General features: G+C 30.0%; 30 protein-coding genes. 7 read left to right on the forward strand and 23 right to left on the reverse strand.

Annotation, left to right across the window (positions count from 1 at the left end; translation table 11 throughout):
* Positions 1-6: 6 nt before the first annotated feature.
* From WG951_RS09205 to WG951_RS09270, 14 genes are all read right to left on the reverse strand, one after another.
* Positions 7-1,416, reverse strand: coding sequence for a sensor histidine kinase (locus tag WG951_RS09205; RefSeq protein ID WP_105050081.1), 1,410 nt, complete (start codon positions 1,414-1,416; stop codon positions 7-9).
* Positions 1,417-1,460: 44 nt separating this feature from the next.
* Positions 1,461-1,931 carry a hypothetical protein gene (locus WG951_RS09210; protein ID WP_105050080.1) on the reverse strand — a complete coding sequence of 157 codons (471 nt, stop codon included), beginning with the start codon at positions 1,929-1,931 and terminating at the stop codon, positions 1,461-1,463.
* A gap of 30 nt (positions 1,932-1,961) precedes the next feature.
* Positions 1,962-3,065, reverse strand: a complete 1,104-nt coding sequence (locus tag WG951_RS09215) for an NTP transferase domain-containing protein (protein WP_105050079.1) — start codon at positions 3,063-3,065, stop codon at positions 1,962-1,964.
* Positions 3,066-3,146: 81 nt separating this feature from the next.
* A complete protein-coding gene (gene moaC / locus WG951_RS09220; RefSeq protein ID WP_105050078.1) occupies positions 3,147-3,620 on the reverse strand; it encodes a cyclic pyranopterin monophosphate synthase MoaC in 474 nt (157 codons plus the stop codon).
* A gap of 265 nt (positions 3,621-3,885) precedes the next feature.
* Positions 3,886-4,176, reverse strand: coding sequence for a GIY-YIG nuclease family protein (locus WG951_RS09225; RefSeq protein WP_105050627.1), 291 nt, complete (start codon positions 4,174-4,176; stop codon positions 3,886-3,888).
* A gap of 296 nt (positions 4,177-4,472) precedes the next feature.
* On the reverse strand, positions 4,473-5,660 hold the full coding sequence (locus WG951_RS09230) for a molybdopterin molybdotransferase MoeA (protein WP_105050077.1): 1,188 nt from the start codon (positions 5,658-5,660) through the stop codon (positions 4,473-4,475).
* Positions 5,661-5,749: 89 nt separating this feature from the next.
* The gene (gene moaA / locus WG951_RS09235) at positions 5,750-6,742 is read right to left on the reverse strand and encodes a GTP 3',8-cyclase MoaA (protein ID WP_105050076.1); all 993 of its coding nucleotides are present in this window, start codon (positions 6,740-6,742) and stop codon (positions 5,750-5,752) included.
* The gene (locus WG951_RS09240; RefSeq protein ID WP_105050075.1) at positions 6,743-7,156 is read right to left on the reverse strand and encodes a transporter; all 414 of its coding nucleotides are present in this window, start codon (positions 7,154-7,156) and stop codon (positions 6,743-6,745) included. It lies immediately after the preceding gene.
* A gap of 92 nt (positions 7,157-7,248) precedes the next feature.
* A complete protein-coding gene (locus tag WG951_RS09245) occupies positions 7,249-7,806 on the reverse strand; it encodes a YeeE/YedE family protein (protein WP_105050626.1) in 558 nt (185 codons plus the stop codon).
* A gap of 59 nt (positions 7,807-7,865) precedes the next feature.
* Entirely contained in the window at positions 7,866-9,098 is a 1,233-nt protein-coding gene (locus tag WG951_RS09250; RefSeq protein ID WP_105050074.1) for a 3-deoxy-D-manno-octulosonic acid transferase, read from the reverse strand.
* Between the two features lie 226 nt (positions 9,099-9,324).
* Positions 9,325-10,047 carry a LytR/AlgR family response regulator transcription factor gene (locus WG951_RS09255; protein WP_105050073.1) on the reverse strand — a complete coding sequence of 241 codons (723 nt, stop codon included), beginning with the start codon at positions 10,045-10,047 and terminating at the stop codon, positions 9,325-9,327.
* A 379-nt stretch (positions 10,048-10,426) separates the two neighbouring features.
* On the reverse strand, positions 10,427-10,687 hold the full coding sequence (gene rpmA / locus WG951_RS09260; RefSeq protein ID WP_036824185.1) for a 50S ribosomal protein L27: 261 nt from the start codon (positions 10,685-10,687) through the stop codon (positions 10,427-10,429).
* 40 nt (positions 10,688-10,727) lie between these two features.
* Positions 10,728-11,351 carry a 50S ribosomal protein L21 gene (rplU, locus tag WG951_RS09265; RefSeq protein WP_105050072.1) on the reverse strand — a complete coding sequence of 208 codons (624 nt, stop codon included), beginning with the start codon at positions 11,349-11,351 and terminating at the stop codon, positions 10,728-10,730.
* 147 nt (positions 11,352-11,498) lie between these two features.
* Positions 11,499-12,374: a DMT family transporter gene (locus WG951_RS09270; RefSeq protein WP_105050071.1), complete on the reverse strand. Its 876-nt coding sequence runs from the start codon at positions 12,372-12,374 to the stop codon at positions 11,499-11,501.
* Between the two features lie 161 nt (positions 12,375-12,535).
* Here WG951_RS09270 and WG951_RS09275 point away from each other — a divergent pair, with 161 nt between their 5' ends.
* Positions 12,536-13,054: a cation transporter gene (locus WG951_RS09275; RefSeq protein ID WP_105050070.1), complete on the forward strand. Its 519-nt coding sequence runs from the start codon at positions 12,536-12,538 to the stop codon at positions 13,052-13,054.
* Positions 13,055-13,126: 72 nt separating this feature from the next.
* Here the strand turns inward: WG951_RS09275 and WG951_RS09280 are convergent, their stop codons facing one another.
* On the reverse strand, positions 13,127-14,668 hold the full coding sequence (locus WG951_RS09280; RefSeq protein ID WP_105050069.1) for a glycine--tRNA ligase: 1,542 nt from the start codon (positions 14,666-14,668) through the stop codon (positions 13,127-13,129).
* A 44-nt stretch (positions 14,669-14,712) separates the two neighbouring features.
* Positions 14,713-15,276, reverse strand: a complete 564-nt coding sequence (locus tag WG951_RS09285) for a class I SAM-dependent methyltransferase (RefSeq protein ID WP_105050068.1) — start codon at positions 15,274-15,276, stop codon at positions 14,713-14,715.
* 52 nt (positions 15,277-15,328) lie between these two features.
* Here WG951_RS09285 and WG951_RS09290 point away from each other — a divergent pair, with 52 nt between their 5' ends.
* Together WG951_RS09290 and WG951_RS09295 are read left to right on the forward strand one after the other, a co-directional pair.
* Positions 15,329-16,015, forward strand: a complete 687-nt coding sequence (locus WG951_RS09290) for a ComF family protein (protein ID WP_105050067.1) — start codon at positions 15,329-15,331, stop codon at positions 16,013-16,015.
* A gap of 55 nt (positions 16,016-16,070) precedes the next feature.
* Complete coding sequence (locus tag WG951_RS09295; RefSeq protein WP_105050066.1) at positions 16,071-17,693, forward strand: Ig-like domain-containing protein; 1,623 nt, start codon at positions 16,071-16,073, stop codon at positions 17,691-17,693.
* A 58-nt stretch (positions 17,694-17,751) separates the two neighbouring features.
* Here WG951_RS09295 and WG951_RS09300 read toward each other — a convergent pair whose 3' ends face one another.
* Both WG951_RS09300 and WG951_RS09305 read right to left on the reverse strand, forming a co-directional pair.
* Positions 17,752-18,900, reverse strand: a complete 1,149-nt coding sequence (locus WG951_RS09300; RefSeq protein ID WP_105050065.1) for a cystathionine gamma-synthase — start codon at positions 18,898-18,900, stop codon at positions 17,752-17,754.
* A gap of 162 nt (positions 18,901-19,062) precedes the next feature.
* Entirely contained in the window at positions 19,063-19,518 is a 456-nt protein-coding gene (locus tag WG951_RS09305; RefSeq protein ID WP_105050064.1) for a DinB family protein, read from the reverse strand.
* Between the two features lie 41 nt (positions 19,519-19,559).
* On the opposite strand from WG951_RS09305, the gene WG951_RS09310 reads away from it, so the two are divergent.
* Positions 19,560-19,907 carry an arsenate reductase family protein gene (locus tag WG951_RS09310; protein ID WP_105050063.1) on the forward strand — a complete coding sequence of 116 codons (348 nt, stop codon included), beginning with the start codon at positions 19,560-19,562 and terminating at the stop codon, positions 19,905-19,907.
* Between the two features lie 21 nt (positions 19,908-19,928).
* Here the strand turns inward: WG951_RS09310 and WG951_RS09315 are convergent, their stop codons facing one another.
* The 3 genes from WG951_RS09315 to WG951_RS09325 form a co-directional block, all read right to left on the reverse strand.
* Positions 19,929-20,405, reverse strand: a complete 477-nt coding sequence (locus tag WG951_RS09315) for a DUF4252 domain-containing protein (RefSeq protein WP_105050062.1) — start codon at positions 20,403-20,405, stop codon at positions 19,929-19,931.
* A gap of 90 nt (positions 20,406-20,495) precedes the next feature.
* A complete protein-coding gene (locus tag WG951_RS09320) occupies positions 20,496-21,476 on the reverse strand; it encodes a glycosyltransferase family 4 protein (protein WP_105050061.1) in 981 nt (326 codons plus the stop codon).
* 6 nt (positions 21,477-21,482) lie between these two features.
* Positions 21,483-22,313 (reverse strand): hypothetical protein, encoded by an 831-nt coding sequence (locus WG951_RS09325; RefSeq protein WP_105050060.1) that lies wholly within the window; start codon positions 22,311-22,313, stop codon positions 21,483-21,485.
* Between the two features lie 100 nt (positions 22,314-22,413).
* On the opposite strand from WG951_RS09325, the gene WG951_RS09330 reads away from it, so the two are divergent.
* The 3 genes from WG951_RS09330 to mscL are packed head-to-tail and all read left to right on the forward strand — an operon-like array spanning position 22,414 to position 24,598.
* Positions 22,414-23,034, forward strand: coding sequence for a thymidine kinase (locus tag WG951_RS09330; RefSeq protein WP_105050059.1), 621 nt, complete (start codon positions 22,414-22,416; stop codon positions 23,032-23,034).
* A 1-nt stretch (position 23,035) separates the two neighbouring features.
* Positions 23,036-24,133, forward strand: coding sequence for an alanine racemase (gene alr / locus WG951_RS09335; RefSeq protein WP_105050058.1), 1,098 nt, complete (start codon positions 23,036-23,038; stop codon positions 24,131-24,133).
* 54 nt (positions 24,134-24,187) lie between these two features.
* Positions 24,188-24,598: a large conductance mechanosensitive channel protein MscL gene (gene mscL, locus WG951_RS09340; protein WP_105050057.1), complete on the forward strand. Its 411-nt coding sequence runs from the start codon at positions 24,188-24,190 to the stop codon at positions 24,596-24,598.
* Positions 24,599-24,675: 77 nt separating this feature from the next.
* Here the strand turns inward: mscL and truB are convergent, their stop codons facing one another.
* Together truB and WG951_RS09350 are read right to left on the reverse strand one after the other, a co-directional pair.
* Positions 24,676-25,380 (reverse strand): tRNA pseudouridine(55) synthase TruB, encoded by a 705-nt coding sequence (truB, locus tag WG951_RS09345; RefSeq protein ID WP_105050056.1) that lies wholly within the window; start codon positions 25,378-25,380, stop codon positions 24,676-24,678.
* 9 nt (positions 25,381-25,389) lie between these two features.
* Entirely contained in the window at positions 25,390-26,199 is an 810-nt protein-coding gene (locus WG951_RS09350) for an undecaprenyl-diphosphate phosphatase (protein WP_105050055.1), read from the reverse strand.
* Position 26,200 lies beyond the last annotated feature (1 nt).

Raw genomic sequence — 26,200 nt, forward strand, 5'->3', positions numbered from 1 at the left:
ATTATATTATTTCTTAGGTAAAATCACTGTAAAAACGGTTCCTATTCCTACTTTAGAAGTAAAAGAAATAGAGCCATCATAAGCTTCTATAATATTTCTAATCATAGCCAAACCTAATCCCATGCCACTAGTTTTAGTTGTAAATTTAGGTTCAAAAATAAGTTCTTTTACGTCATCTGCAATTCCTTTTCCATTATCAGAAACTGTAATTTTTAAATTACTTTCTTCCGATAAAACTTTTACTTCAATTAAAGGATTTTCTTCTTTATCTACTGCCTGAATAGCATTTTTAACCAAATTAGTAATTACCCTAATTAATTGTGTTTTATCTAAATTGGCATACAGTTCTTCTTCTTCAGGGAAATATTTTATATATTTTTCTGTAAAAATATCTAAAGCAAATTTTACAACACTAATAATTTCTATTTGCTCTTTTTTTTGCGTTGGCATTTTAGCAAAATCAGAAAAAGCAGAAGCTATTGAGCTCATTACATCTATTTGCTGAATTAAAGTTTGACTAAATTCTCTTAATTTTTCTTTTGCGTTTTCATCTAACGGATTAAATCTTCGCTCAAAACTCTGAACCGTTAATCGCATAGGCGTAAGCGGATTCTTAATTTCATGAGCAACTTGTTTTGCCATTTCTCTCCAAGCCTGTTCGCGCTCACTTCTAGCTAATTTAGCTGCACTTTCTCCTAATTCATCAATCATGTGATTGTAGGCTTCTACTAAAATTTCTATCTCTGAACTTGCCTTGTTTAATATAATTTTTTCGTTTCTTTTATTTAAACGTGTTTGCTGCATTTTATCAGAAATCGTTTTTATTGATCGCGTTATATAGCTCGATAAAAAATACGCAGTTGCAATGGCAATTAAAAACATCAAAATATAAACCAAGCTTAATCTTAATATAAACTCTCTTAACTCCTGTTCTATCTCAGAGTTATCTTGCGTAAATTGCAACTCTAAAATACCTATTCTTTTAAACTTTGGATCATGAATAAATGAAAATGAAGATTGATAACCAATCCCTTTATCTACACTTGTTTTTAATATTTTATGATTAGAGTTATTTGCCAATTCTTTTAATAAGTTTTGTGGAATTGGTTTAGAGTCTACTTTTTCAAAGGCACTTGCTGTAGATGATTTTAGTAAATTACCTTGTAAATCATAAAAAGAGATGTTTAATTTGTTAATAGAGGATATTTCATAAATACGTTCTTGAAATATTTTAGCTAAATTACCTGTATTTACAGGGTATGTAGTCTTATTTTTTAATTCTAATTCAATTGTTTCTTTTGTGGTTGCTTCTTTTCGTTCAAAACGCTGAATGTTATAATCTTTTGTCTGTTCATCATACTGATAAATAGTAACTACCAAAATTAATACGGATGCCAATAACACCAATAAAATCATGGACAGAAAAATACGTATTCGTAAAGAGATCTTTTTAATATTTGTCAATTTTTGTTTGTTTTTATTCTTTTAGTTTTCATCATCAATAGGTCATCAAAATCACCATCTTCATCCCAATCATACTTACTTTTGCCAATAAAACCTTCATCGGTTTTTGTAATATCATAACTCACCTTCATATCTCTGCCTCCATAATTAAAAGCTACTAATAATGAATCTTTTTTAACAGACCAAATACCAGAAGCTTTAGATATCTGTTCTCCTTTTTTATTTATAAACCAAGCAGAAAAAGTACCATCTTTATTATATTTAGATTGCGCAACTAACTCCGAATCTTCTTCAAATTTATCTTCATAAACCTGTAAAGAATCTGTTTTATTAACAGTATACATTTCTATTTTCAAATAGGTAGTTTGCCAACTACCCACCATAAACTCTTTGGTAGTAAGTGCTGGCTCACAACCAACAAAAAGTATTCCAAAAAGTAGAATAAAAAATAATGATTTCGTTTTCATCTAAAAAGTTTTATTCACAGGTTTAAAACTCTAATTTACCTCTTTTTTAGCAGCTCTAAACTCTTCTGGTGTATTTATATTTCTGATAAAATCATCAGCAACCTCAACAATTTCTACATCAGAATTAATTAACATTTTACGCGGACAAGAATATCCTTGCGCCAAATACTGTAATAAAATGGCATATGCTTTTGGTTCATAAATAGTTATTAAAGGCTCTGGAAAATCTTTGTTCTTGCCTTTAATTGCCGTAGCCGACTTAGTCGGATTTCTATGTTTAAGCACCAATTGAATTATATGCTCAGTAACAAAAGGAACATCGGTTGCCAATACAAACCAAGCTGCATTTGGGTCTTTCTGAAACGCAGAACAAATGCCGCCAAACGGACCTAAATTTAAAAACTTATCAGAAATTTCATCTTCTTTTGGTGATGAATTCTGAACTGAATAAAACGTTTCTAAATTATTATTTTCTAACAATTCTTTTGCAACTTCTTTTTGAGGTTTTCCAAAATAATCTAATTCAGATTTATCTTGGCCCATTCTAGTACTTTTTCCTCCCACTAACACCAAACCTTTTACAGGTGCAATTTTTTCTTGAATCAGATTATGAATGTGGTTTGCAATTTTATCAACCTCGTCAACTGTATAACAGGTAATGTTTTTTATCTGCGGATATTTTTCTTCCAAAAATGAAAAATATTCCGTGTCAGATTTCAACTTTACAACAAACTGAATGCGATCTAACTGTTCTAATCTTTTTAAAACCGAAGCTTCTTTTGCTTCATCTAAAACCAAAATCTGTTTTGCTCCTTGATAATGATTTCCGTTGATAAAAACATAATCATATTGAGCAAACTGTAATCGTTGCTCAAACTTATTTACATTTCCAGAAGTGGTGATCTGCAAATTTCCTTGATGATGAAAAGTATATTCTGATAACGAATTTTCTGCAACATCTTTTGCATGAGAAGCATCAAAATACGCCAACTTATAGTTGGATAATTTATTAGAAAGACTATGAACTAAATCTGAAATAATACCACAATTTGTACCTAGAATAGCAATTTCATTTGGTGCAAAATTATCATTATCTCTTCTTTCTAAATTTGTATGTTTTTTGTGTTTTTTCATATTATTCATTTTGTCATTGCGAACAAAGTGAAGCAATCTTTTATTAACAGATTACTTCGTCGTTCCTCCTCGTAATGACAATTAATTATTAATATCAGATTTCCCTCCAGTTTTTTTCAACAGCCTTACTTCCTTAATCACCATTTCTTGACTGATACTTTTACACATATCATAAATGGTTAAACAGGTAATATTTGCGCCTGTTAAAGCTTCCATTTCTACTCCGGTTTTTCCTGTAATGGTAACTTCACAAAAAACTTCTATATTTTCTGTATCTATAATATTAATATCAATATCAACCCCATTAATTAATAAAGGATGGCACATTGGTATCAATTCTGATGTCTTTTTAACCCCTTGTATTCCCGCAATAATTGCCGTCTGAAAAACAGGTCCTTTTTTAGTGACTAACTCCTCATTTGTAAAATGAGCAATTACTTCTTTTCCTAAAAACATGGTTGCCTTTGCAATGGCTGTTCTTTTGGTAATTTTCTTATCAGAAACATTTACCATTTTAGGATTTCCTTTTTTGTTTAAATGACTGAATTTACTCATTATCTATATTTTATTCTTAATACATTTATAATTTCTCTGTTAGAAAAACCAATACTTTAATTACGCATACACAATCACTTCAAGTGATTTTTATCTAAAATTCTGTATAGAGAAGTTTTTTTTGAAATTAAAATGTTCTCGATACAAATTTCTCGTACCTCCTAATTCACTCGAACTGACAACACGCTTTAAACATTCTAAAATACACACGGTCACTTCGAGTGAAATTCTTTTTTTAAGAATTTTGTATCGAGAAGCTTCTTTATCAATTAAACTTCTTCTTCGCTAAATTAGGCAGTTTTTCATAGTCATCATTAATTAAAGCTTCCTTTTTTGCCCTAGACCACTTTTTTATTTGCTTTTCTGTATCAATAGCAAATCCAACTTCAGTAAATTCAGCATAAAAAACCAATTCTAAAGGTCTTCTTTTATACGTGTAACTTTCTAAATGTTTTCCTTGTTGATGTTCAATAAAACGTTGTTCTAAATTTGATGTAATACCAGTATAATACGTTTTATCTGAACATTGTAATATATAAACATAGTAGATTTTCATTTTTGGAATTTTAAAATGTTCTCGATACAAATTTCTCGTACCTCCAAATTCACTCGAACTGACAATACGTTTTAAACACTCTAAAATACACACTGTCCCTTCGAGTGAAATTCTTTTTTCAAGAATTTTGTATCGAGAAGCTTCTTTTTTGAAATAAAAATGTTCTCGATACAATTTTTCTTCCTTTGTCAGAAAAATCACTCGAACTGACAAAACGTTTTATCCTGTCTAAAACAGATACTGTCACATCGAGTGATTTTGCTTTTCGCAAAATTGTATCGAGATGTCTTTTTCAATTATCTATATCTTATTATTGGAAAAACTTCTCCTTTTTTAAATTCAACTTTATCATTTGGCAACTGAATAAAAGCATCTGTTTTTACCAAACTTGCTAAATCTCCAGAACCATTTCCTGTAATAGGCGTTGCAATTAAATGCCCGAATCTATAACTTAATTTTACTTGTAAAAAGTACGTTAAATTGGGTTTAAAAATAACATCTGCATTTAAAATTGCAGTCTCCTCTACAACTTCTAAGCCTATTGATTTATGATACCAAGGATAAAAATATGCCAAACAGTTTACAAAAGTAGAAATCGGGTTTCCAGGAAAACCGAAGACATTACATTCATCTGTTTTTCCATAAAAGAAAGGTTTTCCTGGTCGTTGTGTAATTTTATGAAACAGCTTCTCTACTCCTAATTCATCAAAAACTTCTGGTAAAAAATCATACTTTCCTTTACTTACCGCTCCGCTAAAAAGCAATACATCGTATTCTTGTAAATAGTTTTCTATTTTCGATTTTAAAACAGGTTTATCATCTGTAATATGCGCTGTTTCAGAAGGTATATTCAGTCTTTCTAACAAAGACACTAAAGTAAACACGTTACTTCTTCTAATCTGATGTGCTAACGGAATTTCATCTACACCAACCAATTCATCACCCGTAGAAACAATCATCACTTTTGGTTGTTTTGCTACTTTTACAAACGATTTACCTACTGTTGCTAGCACGCCTATTTCTGCTGCTGATATTTTGGTATTTTGTTCGATTAATAAATCGCCAATTTTGCCATCTTTTCCTTTTGCATGCACATTCTGAGCATCATTTATTGCATCAACAGTAATTGTTGCAACTCCATTTGTTATGGTAACATCTTCATATCTAATAACAGTGTTGGTGTTGTTTGGTAAAACGGCCCCTGTCATTACTTCTATACAATTCCCTGAATTATTTAACGAAATTTGCTCACTTCCTGCAGCTTGAATTCCTTCTATATTAAAAGCTCTTTGTCCGTTTTTAAATGAAGTATAGTCAATAGCAATTCCATCCATAGAAACCCTATTAAATGGTGGAAAATCTCTATCGGCAAGTATATCTTCTTTTAAAATTCTGCCTACAGATTTTATAAATGGAACTTCTTCAAGCCCAAAATATCGGCTTGAATTTAAAACAGTTTCTAAAGCTTTTTCTACTGAAATCATTTGTATAAAATGTGTAATTGTTTATTTGTGTAATTGCGTAATTGTTCAAACGTTTTACACATTTAAACAATTACACGATTACACTTTTATTATCCTCCAATTGTACTCATACTCTCAGAAGCACCACCATCTTTTCTATTGGCTTCTGCAATAAAACCATTTTCTGGCTTCTCTTTTACCAAACCTAAAAAAAGTTCTTTTAAATCGTCATTAGATGCTCCTTTTCTTATAAAATCGCGAAGATTAAAAACACCATCATCAAACAAACAATTTTTAAAAGTTCCGGTAGAGGTTATTCTAATTCTATTACAATCGTTGCAAATAGTTCTGGTAAAAGCAGGTATAATTCCAAAAGTACCAACATGATTATCTATTTGGTAATTTCTAGAAGTTGATGATTTTTCAGACTGAATTTCCTTTATATCAAACTCCGTTTTTACTTCATTTAAAATCTTATTAAAAGTCCAATTTTCTTTCATTTCTCGTTGCCCTTTTCCATTAAAAGGCATTTCTTCAATAAAACGAACCGCAACATTTTTATCTTTTGTCAATCGTACAAAATCAACTATTTCATCTGTATTAAAACCAGATTGCACTACTACATTCAATTTTAAATTTAAGCTACTTTTTTCTAAGAGTTCAAAGGTTTTATAAACCTCCGGAAAAACATCCCTTCGTGTAATTTTTGCAAACTTTTCTCGATGCAAACTATCAATACTTAAATTAATGTTTTTTACCTTTTCTAATGCTTCAATTTTAGAAATATGCTGAGAAATCATTGCACCATTGGTGGTAATATTAATTGCTTCTAACAAATCGTTATAAGACAACATTTCTAAAAACCCAACAAAATCTTTACGTACAAAAGGTTCTCCACCTGTTAAACGCACTTTATTAACACCCAATTCTGTTAACACTCTAATTAAGCGATACATTTCTTTAAAGGTTAATAACTCTTGTCTTGGTACAATATCTATTCCGTGAGCAGGCATACAATATTGGCATCGCAAGTTACAGCGATCTGTAACTGCCAATCGTACATATTCCATTTGACGACCGAAATTGTCTATTAATTTGCTCATTTAGTTAGGTAGTTTTTTACTTAAAATTCCATAAATAAACGCACCTAAAAGCGCACCAAATAATAAAATTAAAGCGGGAATTAATTTAAAGCCTAGAATTACAAAAATAGGTGCAGCACAGGCTCCAGATATTCCCCAACCTAAGCCAAAAAATGTTCCTCCTAAAATAGTTCTTATAAAACCTTTTTCTTTGGGTTGTGGTATAATTTTATTTCCTTTTATATCTTTTATAATGCCTTTTTTAAACAACTGCATAAAAAACATCGAAATTACAACGGCTCCTCCAATAATCCCAAACATATGAAAAGATTGAAACTTAAACATTTCGTAAAATCGATACCAAGAAATGGCTTCACTTTTACTTAATACGATGGCAAAAAAGATTCCTAATAATAAGAATTTGATATTTTTCATTTTGAATATATTTTCAATTTTCAATTAACTTCTCGACTGCGCTCGAAGAGACAAATTGAATATAATTATTTTTGTTTAATGCCAATTATTGGCTAAAATAAAATTGGAATTATAAACCAGGTAGCAATCATTCCACCAATAAAAAACCCAATTACAGCTAATAACGATGGTAATTCTAAATTACTTAAACCTGTAATTGCATGACCAGAAGTACAACCGCCTGCATAACGGGTTCCAAAACCAACAAAGATTCCTGATACCAAAAGAATTAAAAACCCTTTGATTGATAAAAATGATTCAACCCCAAAAATTTCATCAGGAAAATACTGACTACCCACGTTTGAAAACCCAAGTTCTGTAAGTTCTTGAACCGTTTTAGGATTTAAATCTATTGTTTGATTCGGAATTAAATATTTTGCAGAAATAACACCACCAATAATTAACCCAACCACAAACATCAATGCAAAGTCTCGATCTTTCCAATCTTTCTTAAAATAATCAGATACTTTTCCTGCACCGGCCATGGTACAAAGTGTATCGAAGTTTGTAGAGGCCCCAAAATTTCTACCAAAATAGAAATATAATAAGAGCGAAATTGCAATTAGCGGACCACCAACATACCAAGCCCAAGGTTGTAATATAAAATCCATAATTTCTTTCATTTATTCTCGATACGATTCTGATAAAAATCAATCGAACTGATATTCATTTAAAGTGTATCCTCTAAATAATTCATAATTAATTTTGTTGCTTTAAGGTTATCGGCAATATATCTTTTATTGATAACTCCCGTTAACTTTCTAAAGTTCTCATCTTCTTTTAGGTTGATAAAATTTGCTGTAAATTCTTCTTGATTTTTAATAGAAATACAACCTCCTATTTTAACCAAATCTACAGCTTCTTTAAATTTGTCGTATTTATTTCCAATCACTACAGGAATTCCAAAAGTTGCAGGTTCTAAAATATTATGTAAACCTGTTTTTAAACCTCCACCAACATACGCAAGATCTGCTGCTGCGTATATTTTGGTTAAAATGCCTATAGTATCTATAATAAAAACTGTGTATTCTGATAAATTTTTATCAGCTTTCGCTGAAAACAAAATAGTTTTTTTATTGATGGATTTCTGTAATTCTAAAATTGCTTCTGGTTTAATATTATGAGGCGCAATAATAAACTTCTCATCTTCTGTTGCACTATTATTGATATAATTTACCAACAACGCTTCATCTTCTTGCCAAGTACTTCCTGCAACAACAGTGTATTTACCATCTTTAAATTGATTGATAAAATCGAGCGAATTATTTTGTTCTAAAATTTTAGAAACTCTATCAAAACGGGTATCTCCTGCAACAGTTACATTCTCAAAATTAATGGAGCTTAGTAACTTTTTAGAATTTTCATCTTGCACAAAAAAGTGATGAAAGGCTTGTAATGAATCTCTCATAAAACCTCCATAACTTTTAAAGAAGAGCTGTTTTTTTCTTAAAATACCTGAAACTAAAATGGTAGGAATTTCTTTTTGTTTTAATTCATTTAAAAGGTTTGGCCAAAATTCATACTTTATAAAAATAGCTAATTTAGGATTTACTATTTTTATAAACTTTTTAGCATTAGATTCTGAATCTAAAGGCAAATAACAAACAACATCTGCTAACTCGTAATCCTTTCTAATTTCGTAACCAGAAGGCGAAAAAAAAGTAACTAAAATTTTATAAGCAGGATACTTGCTCTTTATTTCCTCTATAATAGGTCTTGCCTGTTCAAACTCCCCTAAAGAAGCCGCATGAAACCAAACAGTTTTAGCATTCTTTAATCTATTAATTTTAGAAAATGTTTCTTTTCTACCATCAACAAAAAGTTTTATTTTTTTATTGAATAAAGCGATAAAAGACAAGAATAAAGAAGCCAAAAAAATGGCTAAGTTGTAAAAAAATTTCATAGCCGTAAAAATACAAAATAGTAACAACTAAGCTTCAACTTAATTCAATAGATAAAAAAAGCTACTCGTGTAGAGTAGCTTATTAATTTGTTTAGATTTTATAAAAACATCATTATTCCCCAGAAAAAGAATGTTAATAACAATCTAAATATACAATCAAATATACTTTAAGTAATCTATTAAATTATTAATAATGTTCTATACAGGTCTTATAATGTTCTAAATATTAAATAAAATTGATTCTTTTTACAAGGTTTTCTTTATATTTTTTACCAATAGGAATTTCCTCTTTTAAAACCTTTACCGATGTATAGTTTATTTGAGATAAGTATTTTGTATTGATAATAAACCCTCTATGAATTCTAACAAAATTAATATCTAGCTTTTCTAGAATATCATTTAAGCTTGTTCTAACTACTATTTTTTGATGTGTTTTTAAAATAATCTCTATGTAAACATGCGCACTTTTTAAATATAAAATATCTTCAAAATTAATTTTTTTATAAAATCCTTTTTCTTTTACAAAAAGAGAGTCTTTAATAATAGGCTTGTAAAGATCTATTTCATCAACCTTTTTAGAAAAATTACGCAACGTATCTTCTACACACCTATACAATTCATCCTTAGAAAAAGGCTTTACCAAATAGGTCATAGGCATTACCTGTTTAGCTTGGTTTAATGTAAATTTATCTGAATTTGAGGTTAAAAAAATATAAGGAAATTTATACGTTTTTATAATCTTTTTGGCAATAGCTATTCCTGTCTTTTTTCCAGACAACCTAATATCTAAAATGGCTATATCTGGCGGTTGTTCTTTTATTCTATTAATTGCATCTGCATAACAGACTGTAGAATTTATGGTTTCATAACCTAATTTTTCTAACGTTTTGCCAATAGTATCTGTAATAATGGTTTCATCTTCTACGACTAAAATTTTTACTTTGCTCATGGGGGAAGGAGGGTTTCAATTTTACACTAAAATAGGAATTCTTAGAGGAAATGATATAAAACTAGCACTAAATGTTCTGAAAAAACTGCAAACAGTTCTAAAAAAAAACTTTACAACTAACCTGCATACACCTTTATTTTTGTGTTTTTAGAATTTTATACCCTTTTTAATAGTTTCTCCCCAACTATCTATAAAGCTAAAAGACGATACTTTAACTAAAAAAATTGATTTAATTTAACAAACATTACTCTTTGATCTTTTATTTTTTAAAATATTTAGAATCCTATAAATATGTAATAATTTTAAGATACTCTAGAAAACAGAAACGCTCAAACATTTACATGTTTGAGCGTTTCTAATAATTTAAAAGCTTAATTTCTTAAACTTCAAATGGAGTAATAGATACATAAGATCTGTTATCCTTTTTCTTACGGAATTCTACAACACCGTCAACCTTTGCATGTAAAGTATGATCTTTACCCATGTAAACGTTTTCTCCTGGATTGTGAGTTGTTCCTCTTTGACGAACAATAATGTTCCCTGCAATTGCAGCTTGTCCTCCAAATATTTTTACACCTAGACGTTTCGATTCTGATTCTCTACCATTCTTCGAACTACCTACACCTTTTTTATGTGCCATGTTATTGAGTTTTTATAGGTTAAAGTTAAATTATTAGGAATTATTTTTCAATACCTCCGTCTAATCTATCTTGTAATTCTTTTAATTCATCCCACTTACCTTCTGCAGCTAAACCAGCTTGCTTTGGCCAAGTAGTTGTTACTAAATGAGATAATCTAGAACTTGCTTCAGTTAAGATTTCACTCAATTTTGCTGGATCTGCTTTTGCTACTTTTGCAAAAGTATCTAAACCTGCATTTACTAAAGCTTCTGCAGCTTTAGGTCCTGCACCTTCAATTTTCTTTAAGTCGTCTGCTTTAGCAGATTTCTTTGGAGCAGCTTTAGTTGCCTTTGGAGCAGCTTTTTTACTACCTGAAGCAGCAATAGATTCAATAAGAATCTCGCTTAAAAATTGTCTGTGTCCGTTTTTCTTAATGTAACCTTTTCTTCTTTTCTTCTTGAAAACGATTACTTTATCACCTTTTAAGTGACTTAAAATTTGAGCTGTTACTGAAGCTCCTTCTATAGCTGGGGCGCCAATTGTTACATTCCCTTTTTCATCAAGTAAAAGAACATTATCAAAAGTAACTTTTGATCCTACTTCTCCTTGTAAACGGTGAACGTATACTTTTTGGTCTTTTGCAACTTTAAACTGCTGCCCTGCCATCTCTACGATTGCGTACATACTATTTGTTTTGCGTTTATTACTAATTAGTTTGCATAATCCTAATGAAAATGCGGGTGCAAATATACATCTTTTTTAATACTTAGCAACATAGTTTTTATAAATAATTCTATCAAAATCAATAGAATACCTTTTATTTATAAAAAACTATTTCTTTTTATTTACAAAGTAAACGCCCAAAAGAATAATAAGTCCTCCTAAAACCTGAATTAAACTTAACTTCTCGCCATCTAACACTCCCCAAAAAATAGCTACAATAGGAATTAAATACGTTACAGAAGATGAAAAAACAGGATCTGAAATATGTACTAATTTATTGTAAATAGTTTTTGCGACACCTGTTCCTACAACAGATAATATAGCCAAATATCCCAAAGAATGCATTAACACTTCATTCTTAACATCAAAGGTAACAAAGAAATCTGTAAAACTTAAAACGATGATTGCAGGGACAATCAATAATAAAAAATTACCAGTTGTTATTGCCAAAGCATCCAAATCATGTAAATACTTTTTTACAATGTTTGCATTAAAAGCATACCCTACAGAGGCAATTATAATTAATAAAGCAAACCAATAATTTTGATGTGGATTTACATCTGCTCCTTCTAATATTAAAATTAAGGTTCCTACCAAACCTATTAAAATACCATATAATTGCGATTTCTTAAATGTAAAACCAAAAACTAGGGTTCCAAAAATTAAGGTATTAAAAGGTGTAAGAGAATTTAAAATAGATACCACTGCACTATCGATACTTGTAATAGCAAAAGCAAATAGAAAACCTGGTATAAATGTACCTACAAGTGCCGTATAAACAATATATTGCCAATGTTTCTTTTTAATTTTTTTAATAGAAGGAAAAGCTACCGAAAGTAAAAAAAGTGCCGTAAAAATCATCCTTAAAGCGCCTAACTGAATAGGACTTACTCCTAAAAGTGCTTTTTTCATTAATATAAAAGAACTACCCCAAACGATAGAAAGTACAGTTAGATAAAACCACTTTTGTTGTTGTTTATTCATTTATAATAAAAATATTAAGCAAAAATCCGATAAAAGTTTAGAAGACAACCCTTTTATTAATAAATTTGTAAAATTATTTTATCTATTTTCTAAACAGACTTCCTTGAAGTTTTTAGAAGATTCAATTTTAAATGTAAAAATTAACACTGTAAACTTACTTTATGAAAACTAAAAAAATATTATTCTCTTTTGCTATTGCTTGTTTTGTTTTAATTGGCTGTAAAAGTGAAGCAAAAAAAGAGGTACTACCCGTTAACAAACAAAACGTTTCTTTAGCTATTTCTGGAATGACTTGCGAAATTGGTTGTGCAAAAACAATTCAATCTAAATTATCTAAAAAAGAAGGTGTTTTAGATGCTAAAGTTATTTTTAAAGATAGTGTTGCTAACATAGAATTTGATGCCAACACAACTTCTCAAAAAGATTTAATTGCTTTTGTAGACGGAATTGCTGGTGGAGAATTATATAAAGCCTCTCTTTCTTCAACCAAAGAAAAACATACATGTTCTGATGCTTGTAAAGAAAAATGTAAAAACAAAACAACTTCAGGAAAAGAATGCAAACAAAAATGTGATTCAAAAGACAGTACAAAAGCATGTTGTACAACTAATAAAGACATAAAAATGACTTGCAAAGAAAATTGTAAGAAAGCATGTTGCGCTGATAAAAAAGCAGCATAACACAACCATTTTAAATAAAAAAGCAGCATCTAGAAAATTTAGATGCTGCTTTTTTTTATACTTAAAAATTAATTACATTTTCTGTAACCAAGTTTTTACGTCTACCTCTGCTTTTATAATTGCTTTTAAATCTGCAATAGCAACTCTTTTCTGTTCCATTGTATCTCTATGTCTAATAGTAACACATTTATCGTTTAAAGTATCGTGATCTACCGTAATACAAAATGGTGTTCCTGCTGCATCTTGACGTCTATAACGTTTACCAACGGCATCTTTTTCATCGTAAAACACGTTGAAATCCCATTTTAAATCATCCATAATTTCACGAGCAACTTCTGGCAAACCATCCTTTTTAACTAAAGGAAAAATAGCTGCTTTAAAAGGTGCTAAAACTGCTGGTAATTTTAAAACCGTTCTTGTTGTTCCGTTTTCTAACGCTTCTTCTTGTAAAGAATGAGAAAAAACAGCTAAAAACATTCTATCTAAACCAATAGAAGTTTCTACAACATAAGGTGTGTAACTTTTGTTTTCTTCATGATCGAAATACTGTAATTTCTTACCAGAAAATTTTTCATGTGCTTTTAAATCGAAATCTGTACGAGAATGAATTCCTTCTAATTCTTTAAATCCGAAAGGAAAATTAAACTCAATATCTGCAGCTGCATCTGCGTAATGTGCTAATTTATCATGATCATGAAAACGATAGTTCTCTGCTCCCATCCCTAAAGATAAATGCCATTTTAAACGCGTTTCTTTCCATTGATCGTACCATTCTTTTTGAGTTCCTGGTTTTACAAAAAATTGCATTTCCATTTGCTCAAACTCACGCATTCTAAAAATAAATTGTCTTGCAACAATCTCGTTTCTAAACGCTTTACCAGTTTGTGCAATACCAAAAGGAATTTTCATTCTTCCGGTTTTTTGCACGTTTAAGAAATTTACAAAAATTCCTTGCGCTGTTTCTGGTCTTAAATATAAATCCATTGCAGTTTCTGCAGAAGCACCTAATTTGGTGCCAAACATTAAATTAAACTGTTTTACATCCGTCCAATTTCTAGAACCTGTTAAAGGATCTGCAATTTCTAATTCTTCAATTAATAACTTTACATCGGCTAAATCTTCTTTTTCTAAAGAAGCACCCATTCTTGCTAAAATTGTATTTATTTTTTCTTGATAACCAACAACACGTCCGTTTGTTGCTAAAAATTCTTCTTTATTAAAGGCATCCCCAAAACGTTTTTCTGCTTTGGCAACTTCTTTATTAATTTTTCCTTCTATTTTAGCACAATACTCTTCAATTAAAACATCTGCTCTGTAACGTTTTTTAGAATCTTTATTATCTATTAATGGGTCGTTAAAAGCATCTACATGCCCAGAAGCTTTCCAAGTTGTTGGATGCATTAAAATAGAAGCATCTATACCTACAATGTTTTCGTGCATTTGCACCATTGCTTTCCACCAATAGTCTCTAATATTTTTCTTTAGCTCAACTCCGTTTTGAGCATAATCGTACACCGCACTTAAACCGTCATAAATTTCAGAAGACTGAAATACATAACCATATTCTTTAGCGTGTGATAGTACTTTTTTAAATTGATCTTCTTGTTTTGCCATAATGCGACAAATATACATCAATCTAAAAATTTATCAATAAAAATTTAATCTACTTTTTTACAATGATAAACAAAGGCTGGAGGGAAGTTTAAAGGCTCAAAACCTAAAGAGATTGATTGATTAAACACCGTTTTAAGTTTTTTAAAATAAGTTAAACTATATTGAAACTGAATAAAGGTCCCTTTATCTTCTAGTGCAAGAAATGATTTCTTTAAAATTTCGTTGGTAATTTCCTCTGGAATTATAGTTAATGGTAAACTAGAAATAATGTGATTGGTTTTATTAAAATTGAATCTCTTTAATTCTTCTTCTATCTTTTCTGCGGATGACTTAATCACAATCAGCTGTTTGTTTTTGATTTGTGATAATTGATTGTAAAAGTTTTCATTAATTTCAAAACAAATTAAAGTAGCGTTTTTTGGCAACTTTTCTAGAATAAGCTTGGTTATTGCTCCATTTCCTGGACCAAATTCTACCAAAACCTCTACTTTAGAAAAATCGATTCCTTTTAACATTCTTGCTGCCAAAAAACGAGAACTGGGAGTAACAGTACCTAATGTTTTTAAGTTTTTAAAAGACTCTTTTAAAAAATTTATTCTGTTATTCAAATCCTGTTCTTAAATTATATGATTATCTTTCTAAAAAAAAGGCTTTGTAAAAATGCGAATTTTAAAAGACTTATTCAATCTTTTTTACCCAAAACTGTGTGCTAATTGTGAGCATCAATTAACACAGAATGAAAATGTACTCTGTACATTTTGCCGTCACGATCTACCTTTAACCAATTTTACAGACTCTCTAGAGAACAAAATTGCAAAAACTTTTTACGGTAGAGTTGCTATAGAAAAAGCTAATTCGCTTTTATTTTATAGAAAAACAGGAATTACTAAAAAGTTAATTCACGAATTAAAGTACAAAGGAAATGAAGAAATAGGCCATTTTTTTGGCAATTGGTTAGGCGAAATTTTAAAAGAAAACAAAGATTTTTTAGACATCGATGTTATTATTCCTGTTCCCTTACACCCTAAAAAACGCAGACAAAGAGGATATAATCAAGTTACAAAATTCGGAAAAAGCTTAAGCAAACACTTAGAAAAACCGTTAATAGAAAACATTTTAATAAGAACGTCTACCTCTAAAACTCAAACTTTTAAGGCTCGTTTTGAACGCTTTAATAATATTGACACCAAGTTTCAACTGTCTGACATTACAATATTAAAAAATAAACACGTTTTATTAATTGATGATGTAATTACTACAGGTGCAACTTTAGAAGCCTGTGCAAAAGAATTGCAAAAAACCGCTGGTGTAAAAATCAGTATTTTAACAATGGCTTATACAGAGTAAAATTTATGCTTTTTAAGTCAAAAATATATTGTTAATTTGTATAAAATTTACCTTTGTGAAACCAATTTTTAGATTTCTTTTTTTTAGCCTTTTTTTAGTTCTTTTAACAAACTGTGCAAGAACAGGAAGACCAGAAGGTGGACCAAAAGATGAAGAAGCACCTTTGTTTGTTACTGCAAACCCTCCTTACGAAACTATCAATTTTGATAAAAAAGAAATTAAATTAAACTTTAACGAGTTTATAAAATTAAAAGATTTAAACAAACAATTAATTGTTTCTCCTCCACTAAAAAGTCCTTTATTGGTATCACCTCAAGGAACAGCAAGTAAGTTTTTAACTTTAAAAATTCTTGATACCTTAATTAAAAACACCACTTATATTATCAACTTTGGTAATGCTGTAGAAGACAATAATGAGGGTAATAAATTAGAAAATTTTAAATATGTTTTTGCTACCGGAAATTATATAGATTCTCTAACAACTTCCGGAGAAATAGTAGATGCTTATTTAGATGATAGGCAAAAAAATATAAATGTGTTACTGTATAAAATAGACAGTGCTTTTACAGATTCTATTGTTTTTAAAAACAAACCTAACTACGTGGCAAATACCTTAGATTCTTCTGCTTTTAATTTCACAAACTTAAAAGAAGGTAAGTATCTTATGATTGCTCTAAAAGAAACGTCTAACGATTATCTTTTTAATCCTAGAGAAGACAAAATAGGTTTTTTTACAGACACTATAACATTGCCTAAAGACAGTATTATTAAAAAACCAATTAAATTATTTAAAGAAACTTTACCGTATCAATTTAAACGTGGTAAAGAAATTTCTAAAGGAAAAATTGCATTTGGTTATGAGGGTGAAATAAAAGATTTAAAAGTTAAAATTATCTCTGAAACACCTAAAGATTTTAAAAGTATTTCGAGGTTTGAAACCGACAAAGACACACTAAATTACTGGTTTAAACCTTTTGAAGCAGACTCTTTAAACTTTATAGTTACCAACGATAATTTTATTGATACACTTACTGTAAAACTTCGTAAGAAAAAGATAGACACCTTAATAGTAAGTAGTTCTGTATCTGGTACACTACATTTTAGAGACACTTTATTTATTAAAGGGAATAACCCATTTGTAAGAATTGACACTACTAAAATTACACTTACAGATAAGGACACGCTAGCAGTATCGTACACCAGTTTTATTTCTAAAAAAGAAAATAAAATAGCATTACTTTTTGATAAAAACCCAGAACAAAACTACACACTAAAGATACTACCTGATGCTATTTTTGACATCTTTGAGCAAAAAAATGATACCTTAAAATTTAGCTTAAATACAAAAGAAATTGAAGATTACGGAAGAATTACTATGGATATAAAAAACCAAACTTCTAACTCTTTAATTATTGAACTTTTAGAAGGAAAAAACAAAGAAAACCTAATAGAAAGGCAATTTATTTCAGAATCTAAACAAATACAATTTAATCTTTTAGAACCTAAAACTTATTTTGTAAGAGCCATTATTGATACCAATAAAAATAATAAATGGGATACAGGAAACTACTTACTAAAACAGCAGCCAGAAAATATTATCTATTTCTCCGAAGAACTAAAAGTAAGAGCCAATTATTACTTAGATGGTAATGTTTTTACCGTTAAAAATCCAGAATAAATTCTTATTATCTTCTATAAAATACTGTATATAAAAAAAGAGCCAATTGGCTCTTTTTTTATATGTTTAATGCTTGTTCTAAATCTGCAAGTAAATCATCGACATCTTCGATACCAACACTTAAGCGAATTAAAGAAGCTGTAACTCCTATTTTTAAACGTTCTTCTTCTGGCATCGATGCATGCGACATGGTTGCAGAATGGTTTACCATACTCTCTACACCTCCTAAAGATTCTGCCAACGTAAAAAACTTAATGTTCTCTAAAAAATTAAAAGTAGCTTCTTTGCTTTTGTCTTTTAAACTGAAAGAAACTACGCCTCCAAAAGCTTTCATTTGTTTTTTTGCAATAGCATGGTTTGGATGGTCTTCTAAACCTGGATAATAAATAGCATCTACTTTTGAATGTTCTTTTAAAAAACGAGCTACTACCATTGCATTCTCGCAATGACGTTGCATTCTAAGATGTAATGTTTTGATGCCTCTTAATGCTAAAAAAGAATCCATAGGACCTGCAATAGCACCTGCTGCAAACTGAATAAAGTGCAAATCTTCTGCTAATTTTGCGTCTTTTACAATTAAAGCTCCCATGATTATATCTGAATGTCCGCCTAAATATTTAGTAGCAGAATGCATTACAATATCGGCTCCAAAATTTAAAGGTTGCTGCAAATAAGGTGTTGCAAAAGTATTATCTACCGCAATTAAAATGTTAGAATCTACATCTTTTACAGCTTTAGAAATTGCTTGAATGTCTGCAATTTTCATTAACGGATTTGTTGGTGTTTCTAACCAAACTAATTTGGTTTTGTCTGTAATTGCTTTCGCTACATTTTCTACAGAATCCATATCTACATAGGTAAATTCTAATCCGTATTTTTCGAACAAACGTGTAAACATTCTGTAAGTGCCGCCATACAAATCGATTCCTGCAATAATTTCGTCTCCAGGGTTTAGTGTTCTTAACACACAATCTATGGCTGCCAAACCAGATGAAAATGCAAAACCATGCGTTCCGCTTTCTATGGAAGCCAAACTATTTTCTAACGCTGTTCTTGTAGGGTTTGACCCTCTAGAATAATGGTATTCTTGGTCTGACCCCAAACTAGATTGCGCATAGGTAGATGTTTGAAAAACAGGTGGCACTACTGCTCCCGTTGCTGCTTCCGGTTGTTGACCTCCGTGAATGGTTTTTGTATTAAATTTCATCTTTAAAGTTTTAATTCAGCTTTGGTATTCCTAAAAGTTAGCAAACAAGTTTAGCCCAGATTGAACCTTTCGACTTCGCTCAAGACAGGCTCTTTGTTTGAGCTCTTTTTTGTTTTTCACAAAAAAAGCGAGTAGTGAAAGCAGGAAATAGCTTCTAAAAATTTATAAAAACTTTTTGATAGACCTTATGATTCCGTAGTGAATCCCTTCGTGAAAATTGTTAAAAGCAATCGCACTTTCTATAGAATTTAAAACAAAACCTGTACTTGTTGGGTACTCTGTATAATTCTCGAAAATACCTGCTTCATAATCTTCTTCTAAAGTATCTGGCAAACCTAACAACAACTCTTTTACTTCTTCAAATTCTTCTTCTGTAAAGTTTTTTGTAGGTGTTGTTCCTTTTTTATAATCTTCGATTAATTCTTCTGGACATAAACAGTTTAAACCTGCTAACTTGTAGTTTAAAAGTTGTTGTGTAACTACTAAATGTGCCACATTCCAAGCAATATTGTTTTTAAAACCTGCAGGAATTGTATGGATTTGCTCTAAAGTTAAACCGTCTAATTCTTTTAAAACTAATGTGCGAGATGTTCTTAAAAGATCAAATTGTATTTTCATTTTTTTGTGTAATTTTGGAGATGTAAATATAATCTATAAAAATGAAGAAAGTCTATTTTTTACAAACTTGTGATACTTGCCGTAGAATTTTAAAAGAGGTAAATACAGATGGTTTTGAGCGACAAGAAATTAAAGCAAACAATGTTACAACGACGCAATTAGAAGAAATGTACGCACTTTCTGGTAGTTATGAGGCGCTTTTTAACAAACGTGCTAAGTTGTATAAGGCTATGGATTTAAAAAACCAAGTTTTGTCTGAGGCTGATTATAGACAGTTTTTGTTAGATGAGTACACGTTTTTAAAGCGTCCGGTTTTTATTGTTGATGATGAAATTTTTATTGGAAACAGTAAGAAAGTAATTGAAGCATTAAAAGAGAAGATTGGTTAAAACCTTCTCTTTTAGTAGTTTTTAGTTTGATGAAACTTTTATATCTGAAGAAGAAATCATTGCTGCTAATTCATCATGCGTAATTTTAGTTTTTAAGCCAAACAAGACCATTTTATCTGAATCGCTATTGGCTCTAATAATTATTTCTCTGATGTAATTGCCTTTTTCGATAAAAAATAATTCGGCTTTACTTCCGTTTTCTTTTACGCGTGCCAATGTTTTTAAGTGATTTTTTCTGCTAAATTTTCTAAAATCACTAGAAACCGCATTGTCTTGATTATTAAAAATCATGAGTTTAAAATCGCTAGATTTTCTAATAATGTTCATTAAATCTCCATCTTCTTCATTATCTAAAAAAGAACCCGCTAAAGAAGCTGATAAATTGATAGAAAATGTTGATTGATCTTTATTAACTTTATAAAAATTTTGAAATGCTGCCTCTTGTGCAGAAATGGTTGTAATAAAAAATGCAAATAAAAGGGTTGCTAAATGTTTCATGTTAATAGGTTTTAAATTGAGACGACTACCAACCAACTTTGTTACAAATCTTTATTTTCTATAAAAATTTACAGTACTTAAAAAATAACTTTATTGGTATACTTTTATTAAGTTTTCTGCTTCTTTCTTTGCACTCCAATTCATTAAAATTTCTTCTCTTGCTTGTTTTCCTAAATGCGGAATTTCATTATTTATAGATTTTAATATTAGTTTTTCTAATTCAGAAATAGTACCTGCTTCAAATAAATAGCCATTTTTAGCATGTGTTATTAGTGATGAATGCACACCTACATTTTTAGTTGCAATTACAGAGCAACCACAAGACATTGCTTCTGCTGTAACCAAAGAAAAACCTTCAGAAAAACTTGGAACAACAGCAATTTTTGATGCTTGATAATAAGAAATAATGTCTGATGTTTCATCTACAAAATAAACTTGATTTTCTATATTATGTTTTTTAGCAATTGCCTGTAGCTCTTCTAAAAAAACAGGCTTGTCTATTTTACCAACAATTGCTAACGCCCAATTACTATGTTGTTTTAAAACCTTGGCCGCTTCTAACAAAACAACTTGTCCTTTTGCTTTACGAACTCTTCCTGCACACAAAATAATATTTTCTTGCGTAATATTAGAAAGCTTTTTAGTATTGTCTGGCAAAAATAAATTAACATTTACACCATGGCCAACAATTGTATTTTCTATCCCTAATTTTTCACTCATACTTTTAATAAGTGTAACTACATTGTCCGCACTTTTTAATAACTTTAAAGTAAGTTTAGATGGTGTAGTTTCTGCATGACGTGTGGCAATTAATTTGAATTTTGCACCTAAAAAACGAAAAAATAACATTCTCATTATTTCGTTATTTCTATGGCAATGCACCACAACTTCTTTCTTAGAAAATAATAATGATTTTAATTTTGATGAAGAAATTTTATTTCCTTCTACATTATAACCATAAATATAGGTTTCGAACTTTTCATCGAAAAAAGGTAACACGTTTTCTATACTTCTAGTAACTCCAGTTCTACGTTTATGAAAGTGTGTATGTATTAAAATTGGTTTAGACATAATGTTTTAAGCAAATCTGCGTTCTATTATTTCCATAAAACGAGCTTCTAACGCTTCTTGAGTAGACCAATCATAATCTGGCTTTACCATTTTATTGATAAACTTTTTTGCTTCTTTTTCTGTTGGGTATGTATTTAATTGAGAAACAACTCTGTTAAAATCTTCTTGACTACCGTCAAACAAATTCTTTACAAATGCAATTCTATCATTTAAACCAATCTGAATATTGGTTGTTAGCCTATCGTTTAAAGATTTTTGTACAGGTATATCAAATAAAGTAGCCATTTCATCCACAGAAATAGTATCTTCTAATTCTTCTTCTAAAGACAACACCTTACTTTCTTTAGCCTTAACAACTTCTTTTATTTCTGCAGGTTCTGGCTCTGCAAACATAATTTCTTCTAATTCTGCAAAAGGTTGTTCTATAATTTCTTCAACAGCTACCTTTACTTCTTCTTTTACCTCCTCTACAGCTATTTCTTCAACTATTTCTTGCTCAATTGTTTCTTCTATTGGTAAAACAATTTGCTCTTCCTCTACTTGTATTTCTTCAACAACAACTTCATCAATTTCTTCAATTGCCTCAATATCAATAGAAATATCCTCTTTAGACTTTTCTTGTAATTCTAACCCTTTTTCAACCTTAGAAATTAGTTCTTCTGTTGTTTCTTCTAAAGCGGGTGTGGTGTTTACATATTCTTCTACAAATGCTAACAAAGATAATTTCTCATAAATTTCTTTTGATATTTCTTTTAAAGCAAACACATCTTCTTTATTTTTTAATTGTAAAATACTGTGTGCTAAACTGATTAAATCAGCTTCTAATTTTTTGTGCATAAGTTGTCTATTGAAGTTATTTTTTACTCGTAAATATTCATAAATTTGTTGAAATTCAAAGTAACATCAAATTTAATATTCTAAAGCCTAAAATTACAAAATGTTTCTCGAAAATACAGTAAATCATTCAGAACAATTTGGTTGGATAGAAGTTGTCTGCGGCTCCATGTTTTCTGGAAAAACAGAAGAACTTATTAGAAGATTAAAGCGTGCACAATTTGCAAAACAACGCGTAGAAATTTTTAAACCTGCGGTTGATACACGTTATGATGAAGAAGAAGTGGTATCTCATAATGATAATAGAATTCGCTCTACACCTGTGCCTGTAGCATCAAACATTCGCTTATTAGCTACAGATGTTGATGTTGTTGGTATTGATGAAGCTCAGTTTTTTGATGATGAAATTGTTGCCGTTTGCAATGATTTAGCAAACCGAGGCATTCGAGTAATTGTTGCAGGTTTAGACATGGATTTTAAAGGGAATCCTTTTGGTCCAATGCCTGCTTTAATGGCAACTGCAGAGTATGTTACAAAAGTACATGCTGTTTGTACACACACCGGAAACTTAGCGCATTACAGTTTTAGAAAAGCGAAAAATGATGATTTGGTAATGTTAGGGGAAACTCAAGAATATGAACCTTTAAGTAGGGCTGCGTATTACAAAGCAATACAAAAACAACGAATCTTAAGTCAAAAAGATTCTGAATCAAGTTCGGAATAAAATGAATAATCATGTTACAGTTTTAGAGATTGATGGAAATGCATTGTTGCACAATCTAAATTATTTTAAAGAAAAACTACAACCAGAAACAAAAGTTTTAGCTGTTGTTAAAGCTTTCGGATATGGAAGTGATGCCGTACAAATTGCTAAATTCTTAGAAGAAAAAGTAGACTATTTTGCAGTCGCTTACGCAATTGAAGGAATTGCTTTGCGTGAAGCTGGTGTAGAAACGCCTATTTTAGTTTTGCACCCACATATTCAGAATATAACATCTATTGTAGAATATAGGTTAGAACCTTGTTTATATAACTTTAAAATTTTTGATGCTTTTTTAAAATTAGCAGATGAAACTCCGTTAATGAATTACCCTATTCATCTAAAATTTAATACGGGTTTAAATAGATTAGGTTTTTGGCATACAGATATCCCTACAATAATTACCAGTTTAAAAGAAACAACACACGTTAAAGTACAATCTTTATTTTCTCACCTTGCTGCAAGTGAAGATCTAGAAGAGCAAGAGTTTAGCATCAACCAAATTAATAACTTTGCTTACATAGCGCAACAGTTTTACAAACACTTAGGTTACGAGCCTATGTTACATATCTTAAACACTTCAGGAGTTATAAACTACCCAAAAGCACAGTTTGATATGGTTAGAATTGGTATTGGTTTGTATGGTTTTGGTAATGATGAAAAAGAAACGGCGCAACTTAAAAACACACATAATTTAACATCTATTATCTCTCAAATTCATATTATAGAACCCGGAGAAACTGTTGGTTATAACAGAGCTTTTACAGCTAAAAGACAAAGTAAAACTGCTACAATACCTATTGGTCATGCAGATGGTTTGTCTAGAAGACTGGGTAATAAAAAAGGATATGTTCTTATCAATAATCAAAAAGCAAAAATTATTGGTAACGTTTGTATGGATATGATTATGGTAGATATTACTAAAATTGATTGTAAAGAAGGAGATGAAGTAATTGTCTTCAACAATCAAGAAATGATACAACACATTGCAGATGTTTCTGAAACAATACCGTACGAAACATTAACAGCAATTTCTCAACGTGTTAACAAAGTGTTAAAGTAGTAGTTTTTTTTTACTACTTTTGTATTCTAATAATTAATTAAAAAATCAAATAAAATGTTAAAAGAATTTAAAGAATTTATTACTGGTGGTAATGTAATTGAGTTTGCAGTAGCAGTAATTATGGCAGGTGCAATTGGTGCAGTTGTAAAAGGATTTGTAAGTAATATTGTGATGCCAATTGTTGGTGTATTTACAGGAGGCGTAAGTTTAGCAGATCAAAAATATATATTATCTGAAGCAGTTTTAGACGCAGCTGGTAAAGTAGCAACTCCAGAAAACGCAATTACTTATGGTGCTTGGATAGATACAATTATCAACTTAATTATTGTTGGTTTTGTAATGTTTATGATTGTAAAAGCATACAATAAAACAAAAAAGAAAGAAGTTCCAGCTCCTGAAGCTCCAAAAGGACCAAGTCAAGAAGATTTATTAGCAGAAATTAGAGATTTATTAGCTAAGAAATAATTTTCTACTTTTCTTTATAAAATAAAAACCCAAGCAAATGCTTGGGTTTTTTTATGCTTAAAACAAATATTATTTTGTTAAGATTCTAAAGTATCTTCTTGTAAATCATTAATAAAACGCTCTACAGAAACTCCTTTTTCTACAGAAAAATTACCAATTTTGGTTCTTCTTAATGCTGATAAATGTGCGCCTGAGTTTAAGGCTAAGCCAAAGTCGTATGCTAAAGAACGGATATAAGTTCCTTTACTACAAACAACTCTAAATGCTACTTCTGGTAAATTTATTTTTGTGATTTCAAATTCTGAAACAGTTACAGTTCTTGCATTAATCTCTGTAGTTTCTCCTTTTCTTGCCAACTCATACAAACGTTTACCATCTTTTTTTATTGCTGAAAAAATTGGTGGTTTTTGCTGAATATCACCTATAAACTGTTGAGTAGTCTCGTGTAATAATTCTTCTGTAATATGGGCTGTTGGATAGGTTTTATCTATTTCTGATTCTAAATCGTAACTTGGTGTTGTAGCTCCTATTGTAAATGTACCTGTATATTCTTTTTCTTGCCCTTGATAAATGTGTATTTCTTTTGTTTGCTTACCTGTACAAATAATTAACAAACCTGTTGCAAGCGGATCTAAAGTACCTGCATGCCCCACTTTAATTTTCTTAATCTTAAAGCGTTGTCTTATTTCCCATCTAAGCTTATTAACTACTTGAAAGGAGGTCCAATTTAAAGGCTTATCAATTAATAAAACTTGACCATTTTTAAAATCTTCTTCAGTCATCAACAAAAATTATATTGTTAATCTATAAATGAAAAAATGAATTACTAATAACGCAATTCCCAATACAATTCTGTAATAACCAAAAATCTTAAACCCTTTTTTACTTAAATAATCTATAAATGATTTTATAGCAATTAAAGCCACTACAAAAGCAATAATATTACCAACAATTAAATAATTAACCTGATCTGAAGATAACTCAAAACCTGCTTTATAGTATTTATAAATTTTATATGCAGTTGCTCCTAACATGGTTGGCACTGCTAAGAAGAATGAAAATTCTGCTGCAGCTTTTCTATTAATTTTTTGAGTCATACCCCCAACAATACTTGCACCACTTCTAGAGGTACCAGGAATCATTGCTAAACATTGAAAGAAACCAATTTTTAACGCAGTCATATAACTTATTTCTGTATGCGCTGTTGGGTTTTCTTTATCATAAACTTCATTAGATTTAAACCAATCATCTACTTTTAAGAGGATAAAACCACCAATAATTAAAGAAATAGCAACCGTTACCGGACTTTCTAACAAACTATCTATTACATCATTTAATAACAGACCTAAAACTACTGCTGGTATAAATGCTATTAATAATTTAAAGTAAAAATCGATACTCTGAAAAAATCGTTTCCAATACAAAACAACCACAGATAAAATAGCGCCTAATTGAATTACAATGGTAAAAAGTTTGGTAAAATCGTCTGTAGCAATTTTCATAAAAGACGATGCAATAATCATGTGGCCAGTAGATGACACAGGCAGATATTCTGTTATTCCTTCAATAACAGCTAAAATAATTGTTTCTATTAAATTCATG

The sequence above is a fragment of the Polaribacter butkevichii genome (assembly GCF_038024105.1).
GTDB classification, from domain to species: domain Bacteria; phylum Bacteroidota; class Bacteroidia; order Flavobacteriales; family Flavobacteriaceae; genus Polaribacter; species Polaribacter butkevichii.

Excerpts from the sequence above, each read along its gene's own strand:
- WG951_RS09205 (WP_105050081.1), bottom strand. The coding sequence starts at position 1,416 with ATGATTTTATTGGTGTTATTGGCATCCGTATTAATTTTGGTAGTTACT.
- WG951_RS09210 (WP_105050080.1), bottom strand. The coding sequence starts at position 1,931 with ATGAAAACGAAATCATTATTTTTTATTCTACTTTTTGGAATACTTTTT.
- WG951_RS09215 (WP_105050079.1), bottom strand. The coding sequence starts at position 3,065 with ATGAAAAAACACAAAAAACATACAAATTTAGAAAGAAGAGATAATGAT.
- moaC (WP_105050078.1), bottom strand. The coding sequence starts at position 3,620 with ATGAGTAAATTCAGTCATTTAAACAAAAAAGGAAATCCTAAAATGGTA.
- WG951_RS09225 (WP_105050627.1), bottom strand. The coding sequence starts at position 4,176 with ATGAAAATCTACTATGTTTATATATTACAATGTTCAGATAAAACGTAT.
- WG951_RS09230 (WP_105050077.1), bottom strand. The coding sequence starts at position 5,660 with ATGATTTCAGTAGAAAAAGCTTTAGAAACTGTTTTAAATTCAAGCCGA.
- moaA (WP_105050076.1), bottom strand. The coding sequence starts at position 6,742 with ATGAGCAAATTAATAGACAATTTCGGTCGTCAAATGGAATATGTACGA.
- WG951_RS09240 (WP_105050075.1), bottom strand. The coding sequence starts at position 7,156 with ATGAAAAATATCAAATTCTTATTATTAGGAATCTTTTTTGCCATCGTA.
- WG951_RS09245 (WP_105050626.1), bottom strand. The coding sequence starts at position 7,806 with ATGGATTTTATATTACAACCTTGGGCTTGGTATGTTGGTGGTCCGCTA.
- WG951_RS09250 (WP_105050074.1), bottom strand. The coding sequence starts at position 9,098 with ATGAAATTTTTTTACAACTTAGCCATTTTTTTGGCTTCTTTATTCTTG.
- WG951_RS09255 (WP_105050073.1), bottom strand. The coding sequence starts at position 10,047 with ATGAGCAAAGTAAAAATTTTAGTCGTAGAAGATGAAACCATTATTACA.
- rpmA (WP_036824185.1), bottom strand. The coding sequence starts at position 10,687 with ATGGCACATAAAAAAGGTGTAGGTAGTTCGAAGAATGGTAGAGAATCA.
- rplU (WP_105050072.1), bottom strand. The coding sequence starts at position 11,351 with ATGTACGCAATCGTAGAGATGGCAGGGCAGCAGTTTAAAGTTGCAAAA.
- WG951_RS09270 (WP_105050071.1), bottom strand. The coding sequence starts at position 12,374 with ATGAATAAACAACAACAAAAGTGGTTTTATCTAACTGTACTTTCTATC.
- WG951_RS09275 (WP_105050070.1), top strand. The coding sequence starts at position 12,536 with ATGAAAACTAAAAAAATATTATTCTCTTTTGCTATTGCTTGTTTTGTT.
- WG951_RS09280 (WP_105050069.1), bottom strand. The coding sequence starts at position 14,668 with ATGGCAAAACAAGAAGATCAATTTAAAAAAGTACTATCACACGCTAAA.
- WG951_RS09290 (WP_105050067.1), top strand. The coding sequence starts at position 15,329 with ATGCGAATTTTAAAAGACTTATTCAATCTTTTTTACCCAAAACTGTGT.
- WG951_RS09300 (WP_105050065.1), bottom strand. The coding sequence starts at position 18,900 with ATGAAATTTAATACAAAAACCATTCACGGAGGTCAACAACCGGAAGCA.
- WG951_RS09305 (WP_105050064.1), bottom strand. The coding sequence starts at position 19,518 with ATGAAAATACAATTTGATCTTTTAAGAACATCTCGCACATTAGTTTTA.
- WG951_RS09310 (WP_105050063.1), top strand. The coding sequence starts at position 19,560 with ATGAAGAAAGTCTATTTTTTACAAACTTGTGATACTTGCCGTAGAATT.
- WG951_RS09315 (WP_105050062.1), bottom strand. The coding sequence starts at position 20,405 with ATGAAACATTTAGCAACCCTTTTATTTGCATTTTTTATTACAACCATT.
- WG951_RS09320 (WP_105050061.1), bottom strand. The coding sequence starts at position 21,476 with ATGTCTAAACCAATTTTAATACATACACACTTTCATAAACGTAGAACT.
- WG951_RS09325 (WP_105050060.1), bottom strand. The coding sequence starts at position 22,313 with ATGCACAAAAAATTAGAAGCTGATTTAATCAGTTTAGCACACAGTATT.
- WG951_RS09330 (WP_105050059.1), top strand. The coding sequence starts at position 22,414 with ATGTTTCTCGAAAATACAGTAAATCATTCAGAACAATTTGGTTGGATA.
- alr (WP_105050058.1), top strand. The coding sequence starts at position 23,036 with ATGAATAATCATGTTACAGTTTTAGAGATTGATGGAAATGCATTGTTG.
- mscL (WP_105050057.1), top strand. The coding sequence starts at position 24,188 with ATGTTAAAAGAATTTAAAGAATTTATTACTGGTGGTAATGTAATTGAG.
- truB (WP_105050056.1), bottom strand. The coding sequence starts at position 25,380 with ATGACTGAAGAAGATTTTAAAAATGGTCAAGTTTTATTAATTGATAAG.
- WG951_RS09350 (WP_105050055.1), bottom strand. The coding sequence starts at position 26,199 with ATGAATTTAATAGAAACAATTATTTTAGCTGTTATTGAAGGAATAACA.